This is a genomic window from Algibacter ulvanivorans, from assembly GCF_048381495.1.
Lineage (GTDB): Bacteria > Bacteroidota > Bacteroidia > Flavobacteriales > Flavobacteriaceae > Algibacter_B > Algibacter_B ulvanivorans.
In genome coordinates, this window is sequence record NZ_JBLWGD010000004.1 from 252936 (window position 1) to 270748 (window position 17813).

Annotated in this window: 18 protein-coding genes; 7 read left to right on the forward strand and 11 right to left on the reverse strand. The window is 32.6% G+C overall.

The features are described 5' to 3' along the window. Window positions 1–61 precede the first annotated feature (61 nt). The 6 genes from ACNG5D_RS11605 (at window position 62) to ACNG5D_RS11630 (ending at window position 6642) form a co-directional block, all read left to right on the forward strand. Window positions 62–709, forward strand: coding sequence for a thymidine kinase (locus ACNG5D_RS11605; protein ID WP_418183686.1), 648 nt, complete (start codon window positions 62–64; stop codon window positions 707–709). Beyond that, entirely contained in the window at window positions 702–1808 is a 1107-nt protein-coding gene (gene alr, locus ACNG5D_RS11610; protein WP_418183687.1) for an alanine racemase, read from the forward strand. The genes ACNG5D_RS11605 and alr overlap by 8 nt, the downstream gene beginning before the upstream one ends. Window positions 1809–1875: 67 nt before the next feature. Further along, on the forward strand, window positions 1876–2277 hold the full coding sequence (gene mscL, locus ACNG5D_RS11615) for a large-conductance mechanosensitive channel protein MscL (RefSeq protein WP_418183688.1): 402 nt from the start codon (window positions 1876–1878) through the stop codon (window positions 2275–2277). A 135-nt stretch (window positions 2278–2412) separates the two neighbouring features. Further along, the gene (locus ACNG5D_RS11620; RefSeq protein WP_418183689.1) at window positions 2413–3402 is read left to right on the forward strand and encodes an aspartate-semialdehyde dehydrogenase; all 990 of its coding nucleotides are present in this window, start codon (window positions 2413–2415) and stop codon (window positions 3400–3402) included. A gap of 84 nt (window positions 3403–3486) precedes the next feature. Next, window positions 3487–5652, forward strand: coding sequence for a prolyl oligopeptidase family serine peptidase (locus ACNG5D_RS11625; RefSeq protein ID WP_418183690.1), 2166 nt, complete (start codon window positions 3487–3489; stop codon window positions 5650–5652). Between the two features lie 69 nt (window positions 5653–5721). Continuing rightward, window positions 5722–6642: an ABC transporter ATP-binding protein gene (locus tag ACNG5D_RS11630; protein ID WP_418183691.1), complete on the forward strand. Its 921-nt coding sequence runs from the start codon at window positions 5722–5724 to the stop codon at window positions 6640–6642. Here ACNG5D_RS11630 and ACNG5D_RS11635 read toward each other — a convergent pair. The 8 genes from ACNG5D_RS11635 to pdxA form a co-directional block, all read right to left on the reverse strand. After that, the gene (locus ACNG5D_RS11635; RefSeq protein WP_418183692.1) at window positions 6637–7086 is read right to left on the reverse strand and encodes a 3-oxoacyl-ACP synthase; all 450 of its coding nucleotides are present in this window, start codon (window positions 7084–7086) and stop codon (window positions 6637–6639) included. The genes ACNG5D_RS11630 and ACNG5D_RS11635 overlap by 6 nt on opposite strands. Continuing rightward, window positions 7086–8198, reverse strand: a complete 1113-nt coding sequence (locus ACNG5D_RS11640; protein WP_418183693.1) for an NAD(P)/FAD-dependent oxidoreductase — start codon at window positions 8196–8198, stop codon at window positions 7086–7088. Before ACNG5D_RS11640 ends, ACNG5D_RS11635 begins: the two co-directional genes overlap by 1 nt. 179 nt (window positions 8199–8377) lie before the next feature. Further along, on the reverse strand, window positions 8378–9730 hold the full coding sequence (gene accC / locus ACNG5D_RS11645) for an acetyl-CoA carboxylase biotin carboxylase subunit (protein ID WP_418183694.1): 1353 nt from the start codon (window positions 9728–9730) through the stop codon (window positions 8378–8380). Window positions 9731–9827: 97 nt separating this feature from the next. Continuing rightward, a complete protein-coding gene (gene accB / locus ACNG5D_RS11650; RefSeq protein ID WP_418183695.1) occupies window positions 9828–10316 on the reverse strand; it encodes an acetyl-CoA carboxylase biotin carboxyl carrier protein in 489 nt (162 codons plus the stop codon). Window positions 10317–10342: 26 nt separating this feature from the next. Continuing rightward, window positions 10343–11341, reverse strand: coding sequence for a beta-ketoacyl-ACP synthase III (locus ACNG5D_RS11655; RefSeq protein ID WP_418183696.1), 999 nt, complete (start codon window positions 11339–11341; stop codon window positions 10343–10345). Window positions 11342–11521: 180 nt separating this feature from the next. Continuing rightward, window positions 11522–11725, reverse strand: coding sequence for a 50S ribosomal protein L32 (gene rpmF, locus ACNG5D_RS11660; protein ID WP_034042489.1), 204 nt, complete (start codon window positions 11723–11725; stop codon window positions 11522–11524). 9 nt (window positions 11726–11734) lie between these two features. Continuing rightward, on the reverse strand, window positions 11735–12274 hold the full coding sequence (locus ACNG5D_RS11665; RefSeq protein WP_418183697.1) for a YceD family protein: 540 nt from the start codon (window positions 12272–12274) through the stop codon (window positions 11735–11737). 125 nt (window positions 12275–12399) lie between these two features. Further along, complete coding sequence (pdxA, locus tag ACNG5D_RS11670; protein WP_418183698.1) at window positions 12400–13452, reverse strand: 4-hydroxythreonine-4-phosphate dehydrogenase PdxA; 1053 nt, start codon at window positions 13450–13452, stop codon at window positions 12400–12402. A gap of 77 nt (window positions 13453–13529) precedes the next feature. Here pdxA and ACNG5D_RS11675 point away from each other — a divergent pair, with 77 nt between their 5' ends. Beyond that, window positions 13530–14120, forward strand: a complete 591-nt coding sequence (locus ACNG5D_RS11675) for a riboflavin synthase (RefSeq protein WP_418183699.1) — start codon at window positions 13530–13532, stop codon at window positions 14118–14120. A gap of 1 nt (window position 14121) precedes the next feature. Here the strand turns inward: ACNG5D_RS11675 and ACNG5D_RS11680 are convergent, their stop codons facing one another. The 3 genes from ACNG5D_RS11680 to ACNG5D_RS11690 form a co-directional block, all read right to left on the reverse strand. Next, on the reverse strand, window positions 14122–14328 hold the full coding sequence (locus ACNG5D_RS11680; RefSeq protein WP_418183700.1) for a hypothetical protein: 207 nt from the start codon (window positions 14326–14328) through the stop codon (window positions 14122–14124). 296 nt (window positions 14329–14624) lie between these two features. Next, complete coding sequence (locus tag ACNG5D_RS11685) at window positions 14625–16271, reverse strand: hypothetical protein (protein ID WP_418183701.1); 1647 nt, start codon at window positions 16269–16271, stop codon at window positions 14625–14627. Window positions 16272–16283: 12 nt separating this feature from the next. Then, on the reverse strand, window positions 16284–17807 hold the full coding sequence (locus ACNG5D_RS11690; RefSeq protein WP_418183702.1) for an alkaline phosphatase D family protein: 1524 nt from the start codon (window positions 17805–17807) through the stop codon (window positions 16284–16286). Between the last annotated feature and the right edge of the window lie 6 nt (window positions 17808–17813).

Consider the following 17813-nt stretch of genomic DNA (forward strand, 5'->3'; position numbering starts at 1 on the left):
TAAATTTACGTCACCTTTATGCAAACGATAAATTACCTCATTTTAGTGTTAAAATTACGAAATGTTTCTTGAAAATACAGTAAATCATAAAGAACAATTTGGATGGATAGAAGTTATCTGTGGCTCCATGTTTTCTGGAAAAACCGAAGAGCTTATACGTAGGCTTAAGCGTGCGCAATTTGCAAAACAAAAAGTTGAAATTTTTAAACCTGCTATTGATGTGCGCTATGATGAAGACATGGTGGTATCGCATGATGCTAATGAAATACGATCTACACCAGTTCCTGCTGCAGCTAATATTCCTATTTTGGCAGACGGATGCGATGTTGTTGGTATTGATGAAGCTCAGTTTTTTGATGATGAAATTGTACGTGTTTGTAACGATTTAGCAAACAAGGGTATTCGGGTAATTGTTGCTGGTTTAGATATGGATTTTAAAGGCAATCCTTTTGGCCCCATGCCAAACCTTATGGCAACTGCCGAGTATGTAACAAAAGTTCATGCTGTTTGTACCAAAACAGGAAATTTGGCTCAATACAGCTACCGCAAAAACCAAAACGACAACCTTGTTTTACTTGGCGAAGTTAATGAGTACGAACCTTTAAGCCGCGCTGCTTACTACAAAGCCATGCTTAGAGATAAAGTGAAACACATGAAAGTTACCGAAGCACAAGAAGTAAACCCAAAACCACAAAACCCTAATGCCTAAAGCACAAGAAACTGTGCTTGAAATAGACTTAAAAGCACTTAAACATAATTTTGAGCACCTTAAATCTAAGGTGCAACCCAGCACGATGTTTTTGGCTGTAGTAAAAGCTTTTGCTTATGGTAGTGATGCTTGTACTGTTGCCAATTATCTTGAACAATTAAATGCAGACTATTTTGCTGTAGCCTATATTAACGAAGGTATTGCGCTTAGAGAAGCAGGAATTTCAAAGCCTATTCTAGTTTTGCATCCGCTAACGGTAAACTTTAAACAGTTAATACAGTATAATTTAGAACCTAGTATTTACAATACTAAAATATTAAATGAATTTATTGAAATTGCTTCGGTTAAAAAACTTAATAATTACCCTATTCATATAAAATTTAATACAGGTTTAAACCGGTTAGGGTTTTCAAAACATGATGTCGATTCTGTAATTTCTAAATTAAAACAAACCGAAACGGTAAAAGTAAAATCTATTTTTTCGCATTTAGCAGCAAGCGAAGATTTAAATGAAAAAGAATTTACATTAAACCAAATTAAAAGCTTTAAAGCCATTGCCAATAACTTCAAAAAACAAATAGATTACAACCCTTTAATGCACATGTGTAATACTTCGGGTATTTTAAACTACCCAGAAGCCCATTTTAATATGGTAAGAAGCGGTATTGGCTTATACGGTTTTGGTAATTCTAATAAAGAAAACAAACACTTAAAGCCCATTGCGACGTTAAAAACCGTTATTTCTCAAATTCATACCATACAAGAAGGCGACTCTGTTGGTTATAATCGTGCCTACAAAAGTCATACTATATTAAAAACAGCAACATTACCCATTGGTCATGCCGATGGCATAGGCAGACCATACGGCAACGAAAAAGGATTTGTAACCATTAACGGAAAAAAAGCCCAAATAATAGGCAATGTTTGTATGGATATGATTATGGTTAATATTACCAATATAGATTGTAATGAAGGCGACCAAGTTATTATTTTTGACAAACACTCTACCGCCGAGAATTTAGCCTCTACAGCCAATACAATATCTTACGAGCTTATAACATCTATATCTCAACGTGTTAAAAGAATTTACCTAAAATAAGAAACTTAACAAATGTTAAAGTTTTTTCCCTATTTTTGGAATTCACTAACTAAAAATTTTATTTATTATGTTAAAAGAGTTTAAAGAATTTGCAATGAAGGGCAACCTTGTAGACATTGCAGTAGGTTTTGTAATGGGTGCAGCCTTTAAAGAAGTTGTAACTGCTTTTACAGGAGGCATTGTTTCACCTTTAGTAGGTTTAATATTCGATTCAGACTTTAAAGCGTTAAGATATAAATTAAAAGATGGCGCACTAAACGACGCTGGAGAAATGGTAGGAGAAGTATTTTTAGAATATGGAACATTTTTAACAAACGTTATAGACTTTATTATTGTAGCATTTGTAATGTTTATGGTAGTAAAAGGAGTTAATAAAATGAAAAAGAAAGAAGAGCCAGCTCCAGAAGCTCCTGCAGGACCATCTCAAGAAGATTTACTTGCAGAAATTAGAGATTTACTTAAAAAATAACAAAACGTTAATTATATAACAACCTGTTATTTGTTGTTAAAAAGCCCTTGTTTTATGAAAACGAGGGCTTTTTTTTAATTTTAAAATGGAATAAATACTTAATTTTGTTTTCACAAAAACTTAAAAGTTAGAAAAATGAAAGTAGCTGTAGTTGGTGCAACTGGAATGGTTGGCGAAGTCATGTTAAAAGTTCTTGCAGAACGTAATTTTCCTGTAACAGAATTAATTCCTGTTGCCTCAGAACGCTCTGTTGGTAAAACATTAACATACAAAGGAAACGATTATAAAGTAGTTGGTTTAGAAACTGCTGTTTCAATGAAACCAGATATCGCTTTGTTTTCTGCTGGAGGAAGCACTTCATTAGAATGGGCACCTAAATTTGCAGAAGCCGGCACTACTGTTGTCGATAATTCTTCGGCATGGCGAATGGATCCATCAAAAAAATTAGTAGTTCCAGAAATAAATGCTAGCGAATTAACCAAAGCCGATAAAATTATTGCAAACCCTAATTGTTCTACAATTCAATTAGTAATGGCTTTAAACCCGCTTCATAAAAAATACAAAATGAAACGTGTTGTGGTTTCAACATACCAATCGGTTTCTGGTACTGGTGTTAAAGCAGTTAAACAATTAGAAAACGAAATTGCTGGTGTTGAAGGCGAAATGGCTTACCCCTACCCAATTGGAAGAAACGCATTGCCACATTGCGATGTGTTTGAAGAAAATGGGTATACTAAAGAAGAAATGAAACTTGCCAGAGAGCCACAAAAAATAATGAACGACAGAACATTTTCTGTCTCGGCAACAGCAGTTAGAATCCCAACAGCTGGCGGGCACTCAGAATCTGTAAACGTAGAGTTTGAAAACGATTTTAATCTAGCCGATGTTCGTAATTTATTAAACGATACTCCTGGTGTTGTTGTACAAGATAATACAGATACAAACACCTACCCAATGCCTATTTTTGCACACGAAAAAGACGAGGTATTTGTTGGGCGTATTCGTAGAGATGAAACCCAACCAAATACATTAAACATGTGGATTGTTGCAGATAACCTTCGTAAAGGCGCTGCAACAAACACCATACAAATAGCAGAATATTTAATCGAGCACAAATTAGTTTAAATTTATTTTACTAAAGATATCTTAAAGCCTCTGTTAATCAGAGGCTTTTTTTTTATTTTTGATAACTTCCTAAAAACACTAATCATGAAAAAAATATCTTGTGCCATTCTTGGGCTAACCCTATTCTTATCTTGTAAACAAGACATAGAAAAATCTAAAATTATTACTGTGAATTATCCAGAAACAAAAACCGTAGATACGATAGACACTTATTTTAATGTTGAAGTAAAAGACCCTTATCGATGGTTAGAAGACGACAGAAGTAAAGACACAGAATCTTGGGTTAAAGCACAAAACAAAACCACTTTCGGGTATCTAGATAACATTCCTTACAGAAATGAACTTAAAAAACGCTTATCTGAAATATGGAATTACGAAAAAGTAGGCGCGCCATTTAAAGAAGGAAATTACACTTATTTTTATAAAAATAATGGACTACAAAATCAATATGTTATTTATAGATACAAAACAGGAGAAAACCCTAATACAGCAACTGTATTTCTAGACCCTAATACATTTAAAGAAGATGGTACGATATCTCTTGGCGGTATAAGTTTTTCTAAAGACGGAAGCATTTTAGCATATTCAATTTCTGAAGGAGGAAGTGATTGGAGAAAAATTTTAATCATGAATACCGAAACAAAAAAAATAATTGAAGACACACTTGTAGACATTAAATTTAGTGGTATGTCTTGGTATAAAAATGAAGGTTTTTATTATTCTAGTTATGATAAGCCTAAAGGCAGCGAGCTTTCTGCTAAAACCGACCAACACAAAGTTTACTACCATAAACTAGGAACCCCACAAAACGAAGACCAAGTAATTTATGGCGCAACTCCCAACGAAAAACACCGTTATATTTACGCTACAGTTACAGAAGATAATAATTACCTAATAATTTCGCCTAAAACATCAACCTCTGGAAATAAATTATTAATTAAAGATCTTACAAAACCTAATAGCAAATTCGCTACTATTTTAAATCATACCAATAGCGATACTTACATTATCGAAAACCAAGGTAGCAAACTGTTTTTAGTTACCAATTTAAATGCACCTAATAAAAAAATAGTTACTGTAAACGCATCAAACCCAGAACCAAAAAATTGGATAGACTTTATTCCAGAAACCAAACATGTACTAAGCCCATCAAAAGGAGGTGGCTACTTTTTTGCAGAATATATGATAGATGCCGTATCAAAAGTTTTACAATACGACTATAATGGTAAACACATAAGAGAAGTAAAACTACCTGGTGTTGGAAGCGCTGGTGGCTTCGGAACTAAAAAAGAAGAAACAGAATTATATTATTCGTTTACAAACTATAAAACACCAGGCAATATCTACAAATACAACATAAAAAATGGCACTTCAGAATTATATAGTAAACCAAAAATCGATTTTAACCCAGAAAACTATGTAAGTAATCAAGTATTTTACACATCAAAAGATGGTACCAAAGTCCCAATGATTATTACACACAAGATCGGGTTAGAAATGAATGGCAAAAACCCAACAATACTTTATGGATATGGAGGTTTCAATGTAAGTTTAACACCAAGTTTTAGTATTGCAAATGCTGTTTGGATGGAGCAAGGAGGCATATTAGCCGTTCCAAATTTACGTGGCGGTGGCGAATATGGTAAGGCTTGGCACAATGCTGGAACAAAAATGCAAAAACAAAATGTTTTTGATGATTTTATTACAGCTGCTGAATATTTATTTACCAAAAATTATACATCGCCTAACTATTTAGCAATTCGAGGAGGATCAAACGGTGGTTTATTGGTTGGAGCAACCATGACGCAACGCCCAGATTTAGCCAAAGTAGCTTTACCAGCTGTTGGCGTTTTAGATATGCTACGCTACCATACATTTACAGCAGGAGCTGGCTGGGCTTATGATTACGGAACGGCCGAAGACAGTAAAGATATGTTTGAGTATTTAAAAGGTTACTCGCCTTTACATAATGTGAAAAGCAATGTTGAGTATCCAGCAACTTTAATTACAACTGGCGATCATGACGATCGTGTTGTGCCGGCACATAGCTTTAAATTTGCTGCCGAATTACAAAGTAAACAAACAGGAAACAACCCAACATTAATACGTATTGAAACCGATGCTGGCCATGGTGCAGGAACACCTGTAAGCAAAACCATTGAACAATATGCCGATATTTATGGGTTTACGCTTTACAACATGGGCTTTAAAGTTTTACCAAGTAAGCTTAACGAAAAAATAAAAGGATAATATTCTACTTATATTTTAATAGCACGCTTCTAAATAGAAGCGTGTTTTTTTATAGTATTTTTGTAACTTATGTTAAACATTAAAAACCTTAGTTTTTCTTATAATAAAACACCCGTTTTAAAAGATATTTCTTTTAAGGCACAATTAGGTGAACATGTTGCTATAATTGGCGAGAGTGGTTCTGGAAAAAGTACTTTATTAAAAGTTCTATATGGTGAATACGATTTAGATGAAGGCCATATTTTTTGGAAAAATGAAGCTATTTTAGGTCCAAAATACAACTTAGTTGTTGGCTACGATTTTATGAAATATGTAGCCCAAGAGTTTGACTTAATGCCTTTTATTACTGTTGAAGAAAACATAGGTAAATTTTTATCTCGTTTTTACCCAGAAGAAAAAGCAAAACGTACTGCAGAATTAATAGAAGTGGTAGAGCTTACTAAATTTGCAAAAACCAAAGTAAAAACACTTAGCGGCGGCCAAAAACAACGTGTTGCACTAGCACGAGCCTTAGCAAAACAACCAGAAATAATTTTATTAGACGAGCCGTTTAGCCATATAGATAATTTTAAAAAACAAAGCTTAAGACGTAGCGTTTTTAAATATTTAAAAGAGCACCAAATTACATGTATTGTTGCCACTCACGACAAAGAAGATGTTTTGGGTTTTGCAGATCGTATGCTTGTTTTAAGCAACAATAAAATTGTAGCTAACAATTTACCCGAAACCCTTTATAAAAACCCTAAAACCCCTTTAATTGCATCTTTTTTTGGCGAGTTTAATAATATTAATGGCAATATGGTGTATGCGCACGAATTAAAAGTGGTTGAACAATCAAATTTAAAGGCCATTGTTAAAACATCATTCTTTAAAGGTCACTATTATTTAATTGAAGCTAATTTAAATGGTAATTATATATTTTTTGAACATAAACATGCTTTAAAAAAAGACACCATAGTTTCTCTTTATCTAGATAAAAATAACTTATAATACTTTTTTAATTGTAAACTCTTGCTCTCTAAAACTAATGGTGTTACCTACAGCCTTACCTATTAACAATTGCCCTATTGGTGTACTTGCAGAAATAGCATAAAAAACATCTTTTTCTATACGAATTTCGCCTGCAGAAATAGCTATAAAATAGTTTAATTTAGTAGTATAAACTACACTACCCAAACCTATAATATTCGATTTGTTTTTTGGGTTAACCTTACACAATAAAGCTCTTGTTTTTTCTATTTCGGCTAGTTGATTTCCTGCTTTTTCTCTTTCCAATTGCAACATAGCACGTCCAGTTTCGTGCTTATCGCCAGCAGTACTTTTAGTTTCAGACTGAAGGGATACTTGTATTTCGGCAATAGTGTTTTTAACCGTTAAGGTTCGATTTTCTATAAACTTTAAACATTGGTTATATAACTCTTCTTTTATATACATTATATTAAATCTGCCAGTTCTTTTCCTACTAAACTTCCAATGGCTACTCCCATACCGCCAAGACGAACTCCACAGTATACACGATTACTTAGTGGCTTAACAATGGCCTTTTTTTGGTTGCCCACTCCCATAATACCACTCCATTTATAATCAATTTCAAAAGGTGTGTTTGGTAAAATAGTTGTTTTTAAAAGGTTTTCTAGTTTGTTTTGTATTAGTTCTGTTTGGTTAAATACTGTGGTTTCTTCGCCTTTAAAATCTAGGTTTCTGCCGCCTCCAAATAAAATTCTGTTATCTATATTTCTAAAATAATAATAGCCTTTATCTAAATGAAATGTGCCTTTAACTTGTAAATCCTTAATTGGTTTTGTTATTAAAACTTGGGCTCTGGCTGGTTTTACTTTTTCGTTAATAAGTTGAGATGCAAAACCGTTGGTTGCAATACATAGTTTTGACGCTGAAAACTCGAATTGATTTGTTTTAATTTTAACTGAGGCTGCATCGTCTATAAAACTTTCAACTTTTATATTATTTAATATTTTTATGTCTTTTGAATATGCTTTTTTGAGTAAGGCTTCCATCATTTTACCTGTATCAATCTGTCCTTCAAATTGATTAAATATATACTTTTGATTAACTTTTTTAAAATTGAAACTATTGTTTTTTATACTAAATACATGCTCTAAAAAAATAGGTTTTAGTAAGGTGTTTATTTTTTCTTTTTGTGAAATACAGTTTTCAAACAAATGGTTATCATTCTTTAAAAACAGCTCGTAGCCTCCTAATTGCTGGTAATTAATTTGTTTGTCTCCTAAGTTGTTTCTTAATAATTGTAAGCCATTAACTCGTTTTTTTATGAGCTGAAGAACGTCATTTTCAGAATGTGTTTTAAGATCTTGTAGTATTTCGCTTAGGCTTCCAAAACATGCAAATCCTGCATTTTTTGTACTTGCACCTTGTGGTAAGGTTCCTTTTTCGAGTATTAATATTTTAGATTTTGGGTGTTTTTCTTTTAATTGAAGCGCGCAATTAAGCCCTACAATGCCGCTACCAACAATGCAAAAATCTACATTTGATAGCCATGATTTTATTTCCCAATACGAAAAATTCATGAAGCTAAGTTAGGGTTTTTAATTAATGTTTTGGCTTGCGTTAGGGATTGTAGCTATTGTTGAAGCTCTTTTTGTGTTGTTGCGCTTATGCAACACAAAAAAGCGACTAGCGAAAAGCCCGACCCTTGTGGTAACGCCATAAAAAAAACTCCGAAAATAATTTCCGGAGTTTTAATTTTTTATTCTTCAACTTGTTTTTGCATAACAAAGTCTTCCATAAATTTAGTGGTATAATTACCTGTTAAATAGTCTGGATGATCCATAAGTTGCCTGTGGAACGGAATAGTGGTTTTTATGCCTTCTATTACAAACTCGTCTAGGGCTCGTTTCATTTTATTTATGGCTTCTTCTCTGGTTTGCGCTGTTGTTATTAACTTTGCAATCATAGAATCGTAGTTAGGCGGAATGGCATAACCTGCATAAACATGCGTATCTAAACGTACACCATGGCCTCCTGGAGCGTGTAATGTGGTTATTACTCCTGGTGATGGCCTAAATCCATTGTATGGGTCTTCGGCATTAATTCTACATTCTATAGAGTGTAATTTTGGTATGTAGTTTTTACCTGAAATTGGCACGCCTGCGGCTACAAGAATTTGCTCTCGTATTAAGTCGAAATCTATAACTTGTTCTGTTATTGGGTGCTCTACTTGAATACGTGTATTCATTTCCATGAAGTAGAAATTACGGTGTTTATCTACTAGAAACTCTACAGTTCCTGCACCTTCGTACTTTATATATTCTGCAGCTTTTACAGCAGCTTCGCCCATTTTTTTACGTAGTGCGCTTGTCATAAATGGTGATGGCACTTCTTCGGTAAGTTTTTGGTGGCGACGCTGAACCGAGCAATCTCTTTCTGATAGGTGACAGGCTTTTCCATTTGAATCGCCTACAATTTGAATTTCGATATGTCTTGGCTCTTCAATAAGTTTTTCCATATACATATCGTCATTACCAAATGCGGCTTTAGATTCTTGTCTTGCAGAATCCCAAGCGGCTTTAAGGTCTTCGGGTTTAAAAACACCACGCATACCTTTACCTCCACCTCCGGCAGATGCTTTTAGCATTACAGGGTAACCTGTTTCTATGGCTAATTTTTCGCACTCTTCAAAATCTTTAATAACACCATCGCTTCCTGGAACACATGGTACGCCTGCGGCTTTCATGGTTTCTTTTGCATTGGCTTTATCACCCATTTTGTCAATCATTTCTGGAGAAGCACCTATAAATTTAATACCGTGTTCTTCACAAATTTTTGAAAATTTTGCGTTTTCTGATAAAAATCCATATCCTGGATGAATGGCATCAGAATTAGTAATTTCTGCTGCCGATATGATATTAGACATTTTTAAATAGGACTCGCTACTTGCAGCTGGTCCTATACAAACGGCTTCGTCTGCAAACTTAACATGTAGGCTTTCTGCATCTGCAGTTGAATATACTGCAACCGTTTTAATGCCCATTTCTTTACAGGTTCTAATAACACGTAGTGCTATTTCTCCTCTGTTGGCTATTAATATTTTTTTAAACATCTTTCTTGTATTAGAAAATTAGAAAATTGGATTATTTTGATTATTGAATTATTAGATATATAAACACCTAATAACCAACGCCTCTAATAATCTAAAATTAAGATGGGTCTACTAAAAATAATGGTTGGTCGAACTCTACAGGAGAAGAATCGTCAACTAATATTTTTACTATTTTTCCTGAAACTTCTGATTCTATTTCGTTAAATAGTTTCATGGCTTCAATAATACAAAGTACATCACCTTCGGCAATAGTTTGTCCTACTTCAACAAATAAAGGTTTATCTGGTGATGGTTTTCTATAAAATGTACCAATTATTGGCGATTTTATTGTGATATATTTTGAATCGTCTGATGCTGGTGCTGCAGGAGCGGCTGGTGTTGCAGCGGGTGCTGCTACTTCAACAGCGGGTGCTGCTGCCATAACTTGTTGTGGTATTTGAGTGGCAGGAACTTGATGTACAATTGTTGTATCTGAATCTGATCCTGTTTTAATGGTGATTTTTATATCGTCCATTTCTAATTTAACCTCGCTTGCGCCAGATTTGGCTACAAACTTAATTAAGTTTTGAATCTCTTTTACGTCCATAATATTACTAATTAGTTAGTGGTTAGTTATTTTGAATTATATGCCCATTTTAAATATGAGGCTCCCCAATTAAATCCGCCACCAAAAGCGGCAAATATGATATTATCTCCTTTTTTAAGTTGCTTTTCGTAATCATTTAAAAGCAATGGTAATGTGGCAGATGTTGTGTTTCCGTATTTATGAATATTCATCATTACCTTATTTTCGTCTAACTCTATACGTTGTGCTGTTGCATCAATAATACGTTTGTTTGCTTGATGTGCAGCTAACCAATTAACGGTATCTTTTGTTAGATTATTTCGTTCTAATATTTTAACAGCGGCATCGGCCATATTAAAAACAGCGTTTTTAAATACTGTTCGTCCTTCTTGAAAGGCATAATGCCCTCCATTTGCTAAGGCTTCGGCCGTCATTGCATGTGCCGAACCTCCGTAAGTAGCTTGTAAAAATTCTCTACCAGTACCATCACTTCGTAAGTATTCGTCTTGAAGCCCAAAATTTTCTTCATTTGGTTCGAATAATACAGCTCCGGCTCCGTCACCAAAAATAATACATGTTGCTCTATCTTTATAATTAATGATAGACGACATTTTATCTGCACCAATAAGAAGTACATTTTTATATCGGCCAGACTCTATATAGGTTGAAGCTACAGACATGCCAAATAAAAAACTTGAACATGCGGCATCCATATCGAAAGAAAAAGCATTTGTTGCACCAATTTTAGACGCTGTATAAGAAGCTGTTGAGGCTGCTTTCATGTCTGGTGTTGCTGTTGCTACAATTACTAACTCGATATCTTTAGGGTCTATGCCTTTTTTATTTATAAGATCTTGGGCTGCTTTTATGGCTAAATAAGATGTGCCTTTTCCATCCTCTTTTAAGATTCGACGTTCTTTGATTCCTGTTCTAGTGGTAATCCATTCGTCATTTGTATCAACCATTGTTTCAAGAATTTGATTGGTTAATACATATTCTGGCACGTATGCGCCTACAGCTGTAATGGCTGCTGAGATTTTACTCATACCTTTATAGTTTGTTTGACCAAAAATCTAAAATTTAGAACAAAAATGCTCAATTTTTTAGGAAAACTACTAAATTTTGGTCTAATAATATACAAATTACGTGATTTTGTTAATTAGAAAAAGTATTTCATAAAAAAAAACGCTCATAAATGAGCGTTTTATATTTTTTAGCATAATAAATTATGCTACGTTTTCTACTTCTTCCGAGTTGTCAATTAATACTTGACCTCTGTAATATAACTTCCCTTCATGCCAGTGAGCTCTGTGGTATAAATGAGCCTCTCCTGTTGTTGGGCATGTAGCAATCTGTGGCGCAGTTGCTTTGTAATGTGTTCTTCTCTTATCTCTTCTTGTTTTCGAGATTTTTCTTTTAGGATGTGCCATTTTATATTTTTATTTATCCGTTAATAATTTCTTTAATGTATTCCAACGAGGGTCTATATCCTCCTCTTTGTCTTTTTTGTCTTTAAGCTTTGGGCTTAATTCTTCTAATTTTTTAAGTATTCCCGAGTTTAATGTGCCGTCTTCAATTCCTGGATGCACCCTTTTTATAGGTACTGCTAATACTATTAATTCGTAAACATATTGTTGAATATTAATTTCGTACTCGCCATGAGGTATAATTAATATATCTATATTTTCATCGTTATATTCGTCACCAAACTTAACTACTAAATCAAACTCATTTTCAATGGGTTGATTATAGGGTTCGTTTGTTAAATCGCAATTAATGTTAACCCATCCAGATATTTTAAAATGTAATTCTAAAAATGTTGTCTTTTTTTCTAATTCAAGATTAACATTTATACTTACATCATTAAAATCATCATACTCAAAATGTTCAAAGAACGGTTTCTTAACTTCGTACTCAAAATGATGTTTTCCTATTTTTAATCCTACAAATGGGATTGTAAACTCTTTTAATAGCTTCATAACCGCATCTATTTTGAGCCTGCAAATATATAAATTTTTATTTACCTAACAGAAGTTATTAACATTTTTTTTGTTCTGTTTTTTAAACATTGTTTTTCTTGATGTTTTAACTAACAATCAACCAATTAACGATGTGCTTTTCGAGGTGCTTTTTTTAAAGGATTTGATGTGAGTTGTTCATAACTCATTCTGTTTTTATATATTTTAATAGCGCTAAAAATGGCTTCTTTAAAAGAATTTTCGTCTGCAATTCCCTTTCCTGCTATTTCATAGGCCGTTCCATGATCTGGCGAGGTTCTTACTTTATTTAAACCCGCAGTATAGTTAACGCCTTGACCAAATGAAAGGGTTTTAAAAGGTATTAAGCCTTGATCGTGATATGATGCAATAATGGCGTCGAAGTTTTTATAATTATTAGATCCAAAAAAACTATCGGCCGCGTAAGGACCAAATACAAGTTTACCGGTTTCTTTTATTTTTTTTAATGTTGGTCTTAAAACCTCATCATCTTCACTACCAATTACACCATTATCGCCAGTATGTGGGTTTATTCCTAGTACTGCTATTTTTGGGCGTTCTATTTTAAAATCCTTTTTTAACGAATTGTAAACTGTATTAATTTTTTGTTCTATTAATTCGGGTGTTATATGTGTTGAAACGTCTTTTACTGGCACATGGTCTGTAAATAAGCCTATTCTTAGCGTATCGGTTATCATAAACATTAAACTTTCTCCTTCTAACTCTGTTGCTAAATAATCTGTATGACCAGGAAATTTAAATTTTTCTGATTGAATATTATGCTTATTTATTGGCGCTGTAACTAAAGCGTGTATTGCATTTTCTTTTAGGGCTTTAGTGGCAAACTCTAAAGATTTTATAGCAAAACTTCCAATTTTAGGGTCTTCTTTACCAAATTCTATCTTTACTGGTTCATTCCAGCAATTAAACACATTAACTTTGTTATGAGAAATTTGATTTAAGTTATTTATAACATGAAAATTAATTTGAGATTTAAAGTGCGATTTAAAGAAAGTCATAGATTTAGCCGATGCAAAAATTACGGGCGTACAAAAATCTAAAAACCTATTGTCTTCAAAAACTTTTAAAACAATCTCGCTTCCTATTCCATTTAAATCTCCTATTGATATTCCTACAATTATATTTTCTTCTTGCTTCATTAAAAATGACAACTTTTGTTTGTAATTTTGAAATTCTATATATAACCGCAAATTTAACCAAATAAACAAACAATACTATGTTTACTGGAATTATTGAAGATATTGGAGTAGTTACAAACTTAGAAACCGAATTAGATAATCTTCATATATCAATTAAAAGCTCGATAACTTCTGAGTTGAAAATAGACCAAAGTGTATCTCATAATGGTGTATGTTTAACTGTTGTTAAAATAAATAACGACCAATATACTGTAACAGCAATAAAAGAAACTTTAAACAAAACAAACCTTGCTTCGCTACAAGTGCACGATAAAGTAAATTTAGAACGCGCCATGAAATTAGGAGACAGGCTTGACGGGCATATTGTACAAGGCCATGTTGATCAAACTGCTAAATGCATTAATATAAAAGAAGAAAATGGTAGCTGGATATTTACTTTTAGTTATGATAGTGCTTTAAACAATATAACCATTGAAAAAGGATCTATAACTGTAAACGGAACAAGTTTAACTGTTGTAAACTCGAAAAAAGACAGCTTTAGTGTAGCTATTATTCCTTATACCTACGAGCATACTAATTTTAATAGTTTTAAAATTGGCACTCTAGTTAATTTAGAATTTGATGTTTTAGGAAAATACGTGGCTAAACTTGTAGATTTAAATAAATAGCTTAGCGGTTTTGCTTAGAAAATACAAGTTTTTTAATGCCGTAAAACAACGCAAACATTACTCCAGCTAAAATACCTCCATCAATAGGGAAACCTGGTGGTGGTGGTGGACCTGGAGGTGGTGGCTCAGGTAGTGTTTGAGCTGCACATACAAAACTTATTAATACAAATAAGATTGAGGCAATTATTCTTTTATTTTGTATTGTCATGTGTACACAAATGTATAAAAAAAAGCGGGTTAACAAAATAATTATGCTTTTTTGCTACAAAAAACATCTACGAAACGTTAAAAACTATCGACAAAATGCAATTTTAGCATATTTCGATAAACATTTGTTAAAATTGGCTCTTTATCAACTTATTTTTAAAAATTAACCACTTACTTTTATTTTATTAAAACAAATATATATAAATCTGAATAACAGGAGAAATAAAAATGTATAAGTAAACATTTGTTATAACGTTTTGTTTACAAATAAATTATAAAAAAAGAAGCTTTCTTAGTTTAAAATTGATACTCGAAAATATACTTAAATTCATTATAAATAGGATGGGCAGTTGTATACTCTTTAATAACCAATGCGTGATTAGCTTTTGAAGTTACAGCATCTAATTTAAAATTTGTTGAACCTGTTATGGAAGCATATCTTGAATATTGACTAAAAGCAAAAATCATATCTTTTGAATGTGTTTTTACTCCTGTTAATTTTAAAGTATCTACCTCATTGATATTTTGATTTCTTATTATTGCATTTGTACCAACAAACTCATTTTTCAACTTTTGTATACCTTCACCATAACTATCTGAGTAAGATTTACATTTACTTGGCTGTGTTGTGTTATTAGATGTATCATCATCGGCATTACTATTAATACTAACTAAAAACTTAAAACTTGTTGTGTGCGCTGTATTTCTATTATCATATTCGTTCTTTAATTTATCTCTAAAGGTTTTAGTTAAATTATCCCATTTCATATGGTAAATGTTTCCTTTTATGTAACGTCCTCCATTTCTTGAATTACTTAAGGAATCTGTATATCTTGCAAAAGGATTAAATTGAGTATCCCAGCCTGTAGCATTAGAGGTATCCCAATCATCTAAATTCGGATTATAATTTCCGTTGGGAGATAATGGAATTGGAAAGAAGTAAGCACTAAAATTACTATCATGGTAATTAAGGCCATTAGAGGCATGCTCTGCCCTAACTGCGTTTACAAAAGAACTATGAGATGTGTAATTATTTTTTATAATATCAAAATAATTATTATGTGCATTATAAAGCCCTATGTTTTCGTTTATTAGAGTTCCTGAATGTACCCAATCTTTCTTATAAGGAATAGCCCCAACATGATCACCTACATTACTTGTAGAAACATAAACGGTATTAAATTTTCCACTACCACCATCATCATAATGACTAACAGTCATAAACTTGCTATGCATTTGCTCATGAGCTGCGTACTCCCAATCCATTCTAGTTACAGAAAGATAATCGCTTACCAACTCTCTTTCTCCAACCACACCGACATCGGTTGAGTCTGTAGCCTCAATTCTACTTGTTAAATAATTCCAAACATTATCACTTCTATCTGCTTTACATGCATTACTATTATCTAGATTATCTTTATGATATATAAAATCAACATTAACCTTTCTTCTAGCTGCTTTAACTAATGAGAAAATTAATTTCTCTGAAGCAGAACCCGCCTCGTCATTTCCATATACACCTCCGTATTTAGTATCATTTGGATCAAACACAACATAAGATTTTTCTCCAATTTTATAGACTGCAAACTTTATATTAACATTTTTATTTGGGTTATTTTCTTTATAACTAATAGCTCTATTAATTAAATCGCCATATTTAAATACCACATGGTTCTCTTGATCGCCAATGTTTCTTGAATAAATTTTTACATGACTAGATCCAATACTTTTACTGCTAGAAACCCTACTTGCAACTTTAGTTTTGGCTTCAGAAACTTCTTTATAATTAATTATTTTTGAGTTGCTTTCGTCTGTATCTGCACTAGCATGTATTTGTTCTTTTGTGTTTAAGCTTGATTCTGCTTCAAAATAGAAGTCATCTTTATTACAAGCAACAAACATCATTATAATAACAAAAAAGCATGTGTTTTTAAAAATATTCATAATTCTAACTTTTTAATATTCTAATTCGAAAGTTGCAACTTGCTTTATAGCTTTGTTTTTTTCTTTTACGGTTTCCATAAAAACATATTCTGCCTGAGCTCTATCTTGATAAAAATGCATAATAGTAAAGCCGTGACTGTTTAAATCTGCAAATTTTATATGCGGATTATACTTGCTATTTACTAACTTATTTACATACTTATTTACAATACTATCTGGATAAGCATCATGGTTTTTAGAAGTAACACTAGGCACCATAACCTCCCAAGCTAACGGTTTTTCTTTATATCCTGTTATATATTTTGGCTTACAAGGGTTTAACTTATCTTGATGTAGCGACATTATAAATGACCGATGATGATCTCCTGTTAGAATAATAGGCTTATTTTTAGCTTTCTTAAAAGCTTCAATAACCTGGTTTCTGTCTTTAGGATAACCCAACCACCAATCTTGGTATTTTAATGAGAATAGTGAGTCCACCTTACTATAGCCTGTAAAAGGCACTTGGTTTGCTATTACTGTCCACTTTTTGCTACTATTCTCTATAACATTAACTAGCGTATTTATTTGTTTTTTCCCTAGAAGCGTATGGTTAATAACCTGAGTAGTATCTAACTCGCATGGATTTATTTGTTTAGTACGTGCACTTGCCCTTTCTTCTAACAATAGCAAATCAATTAATTTACCTATTTGAATTTGATGTGGCGGATTTTTTTCTGGTGATTTATAAATTGGCATCCACTCCATATATGCTTTAATAGCATTGGCCTGCCTATCTTGCCAAACACCTTCATTATTATTGTGGTTTTTTGCTCCTTTTACATAAGCATCATTTGCAAATTCATGATCATCCCATATAAAAAGGAAAGGAAATTTTGCATGTACTTTTTGAAATTCTTTTTCTGATCTATATTGGGCATAACGCATTCTATAGTCATTTAAAGAAACTATTTCGTGTGCTGGCTTATGCTTCCTATCTAAAAGCGTGGTATCTGCATATCTTCCTGCTTGATACTCATAAATATAATCTCCTAAATGAATAACTAAATCTATGTCATTTCTTCTACTCAACGCTTCAAATGCATTAAAATAACCATCTTGAAAATTATTACAGTTAACCAAAGCGATATTAAAACTTTTTATATCCTCTTCTTCGCCAGGAAGTGTTTTTGTCCTACCCAATGTTGATGATGCTTTCTTATCAATAAAAAAGCGATAATAATAAAAAGTGGACGGCTCTAAACCGTCCACTTTAGTTTTAATAGTAAAATCGTTTTCTGCATTAGATGTTTGGTAACCCTCTTTAATCACATTATTAAAAAGACTATCCTTACTTACTTGCCAATGTACTTTTTTATTAGAATAATTTGATGTTGTTTTAGTCCAAATTAAAACACTATTAGGTTCTGGGGCTCCAGAAGCGACTCCAAAAGGAAAAGACTCTATTTTTTCTGAACTATTTTTATTACCACATCCTATTTGAAATAAAATTATTAACAAACAAGCTACAACAAAGAAAAACGTTTTACTTTTCATGAATTG

What these genes read in the sequence shown, in the direction of transcription:
- ACNG5D_RS11655 (WP_418183696.1), bottom strand. Translation starts at nt 11,341, where the DNA reads ATGAGTAAAATCTCAGCAGCCATTACAGCTGTAGGCGCATACGTGCCA.
- ACNG5D_RS11635 (WP_418183692.1), bottom strand. Translation starts at nt 7,086, where the DNA reads ATGTATATAAAAGAAGAGTTATATAACCAATGTTTAAAGTTTATAGAA.
- rpmF (WP_034042489.1), bottom strand. Translation starts at nt 11,725, where the DNA reads ATGGCACATCCTAAAAGAAAAATCTCGAAAACAAGAAGAGATAAGAGA.
- ACNG5D_RS11630 (WP_418183691.1), top strand. Translation starts at nt 5,722, where the DNA reads ATGTTAAACATTAAAAACCTTAGTTTTTCTTATAATAAAACACCCGTT.
- ACNG5D_RS11675 (WP_418183699.1), top strand. Translation starts at nt 13,530, where the DNA reads ATGTTTACTGGAATTATTGAAGATATTGGAGTAGTTACAAACTTAGAA.
- ACNG5D_RS11640 (WP_418183693.1), bottom strand. Translation starts at nt 8,198, where the DNA reads ATGAATTTTTCGTATTGGGAAATAAAATCATGGCTATCAAATGTAGAT.
- accC (WP_418183694.1), bottom strand. Translation starts at nt 9,730, where the DNA reads ATGTTTAAAAAAATATTAATAGCCAACAGAGGAGAAATAGCACTACGT.
- pdxA (WP_418183698.1), bottom strand. Translation starts at nt 13,452, where the DNA reads ATGAAGCAAGAAGAAAATATAATTGTAGGAATATCAATAGGAGATTTA.
- ACNG5D_RS11620 (WP_418183689.1), top strand. Translation starts at nt 2,413, where the DNA reads ATGAAAGTAGCTGTAGTTGGTGCAACTGGAATGGTTGGCGAAGTCATG.
- alr (WP_418183687.1), top strand. Translation starts at nt 702, where the DNA reads ATGCCTAAAGCACAAGAAACTGTGCTTGAAATAGACTTAAAAGCACTT.
- mscL (WP_418183688.1), top strand. Translation starts at nt 1,876, where the DNA reads ATGTTAAAAGAGTTTAAAGAATTTGCAATGAAGGGCAACCTTGTAGAC.
- ACNG5D_RS11680 (WP_418183700.1), bottom strand. Translation starts at nt 14,328, where the DNA reads ATGACAATACAAAATAAAAGAATAATTGCCTCAATCTTATTTGTATTA.
- accB (WP_418183695.1), bottom strand. Translation starts at nt 10,316, where the DNA reads ATGGACGTAAAAGAGATTCAAAACTTAATTAAGTTTGTAGCCAAATCT.
- ACNG5D_RS11690 (WP_418183702.1), bottom strand. Translation starts at nt 17,807, where the DNA reads ATGAAAAGTAAAACGTTTTTCTTTGTTGTAGCTTGTTTGTTAATAATT.
- ACNG5D_RS11665 (WP_418183697.1), bottom strand. Translation starts at nt 12,274, where the DNA reads ATGAAGCTATTAAAAGAGTTTACAATCCCATTTGTAGGATTAAAAATA.
- ACNG5D_RS11685 (WP_418183701.1), bottom strand. Translation starts at nt 16,271, where the DNA reads ATGAATATTTTTAAAAACACATGCTTTTTTGTTATTATAATGATGTTT.
- ACNG5D_RS11625 (WP_418183690.1), top strand. Translation starts at nt 3,487, where the DNA reads ATGAAAAAAATATCTTGTGCCATTCTTGGGCTAACCCTATTCTTATCT.
- ACNG5D_RS11605 (WP_418183686.1), top strand. Translation starts at nt 62, where the DNA reads ATGTTTCTTGAAAATACAGTAAATCATAAAGAACAATTTGGATGGATA.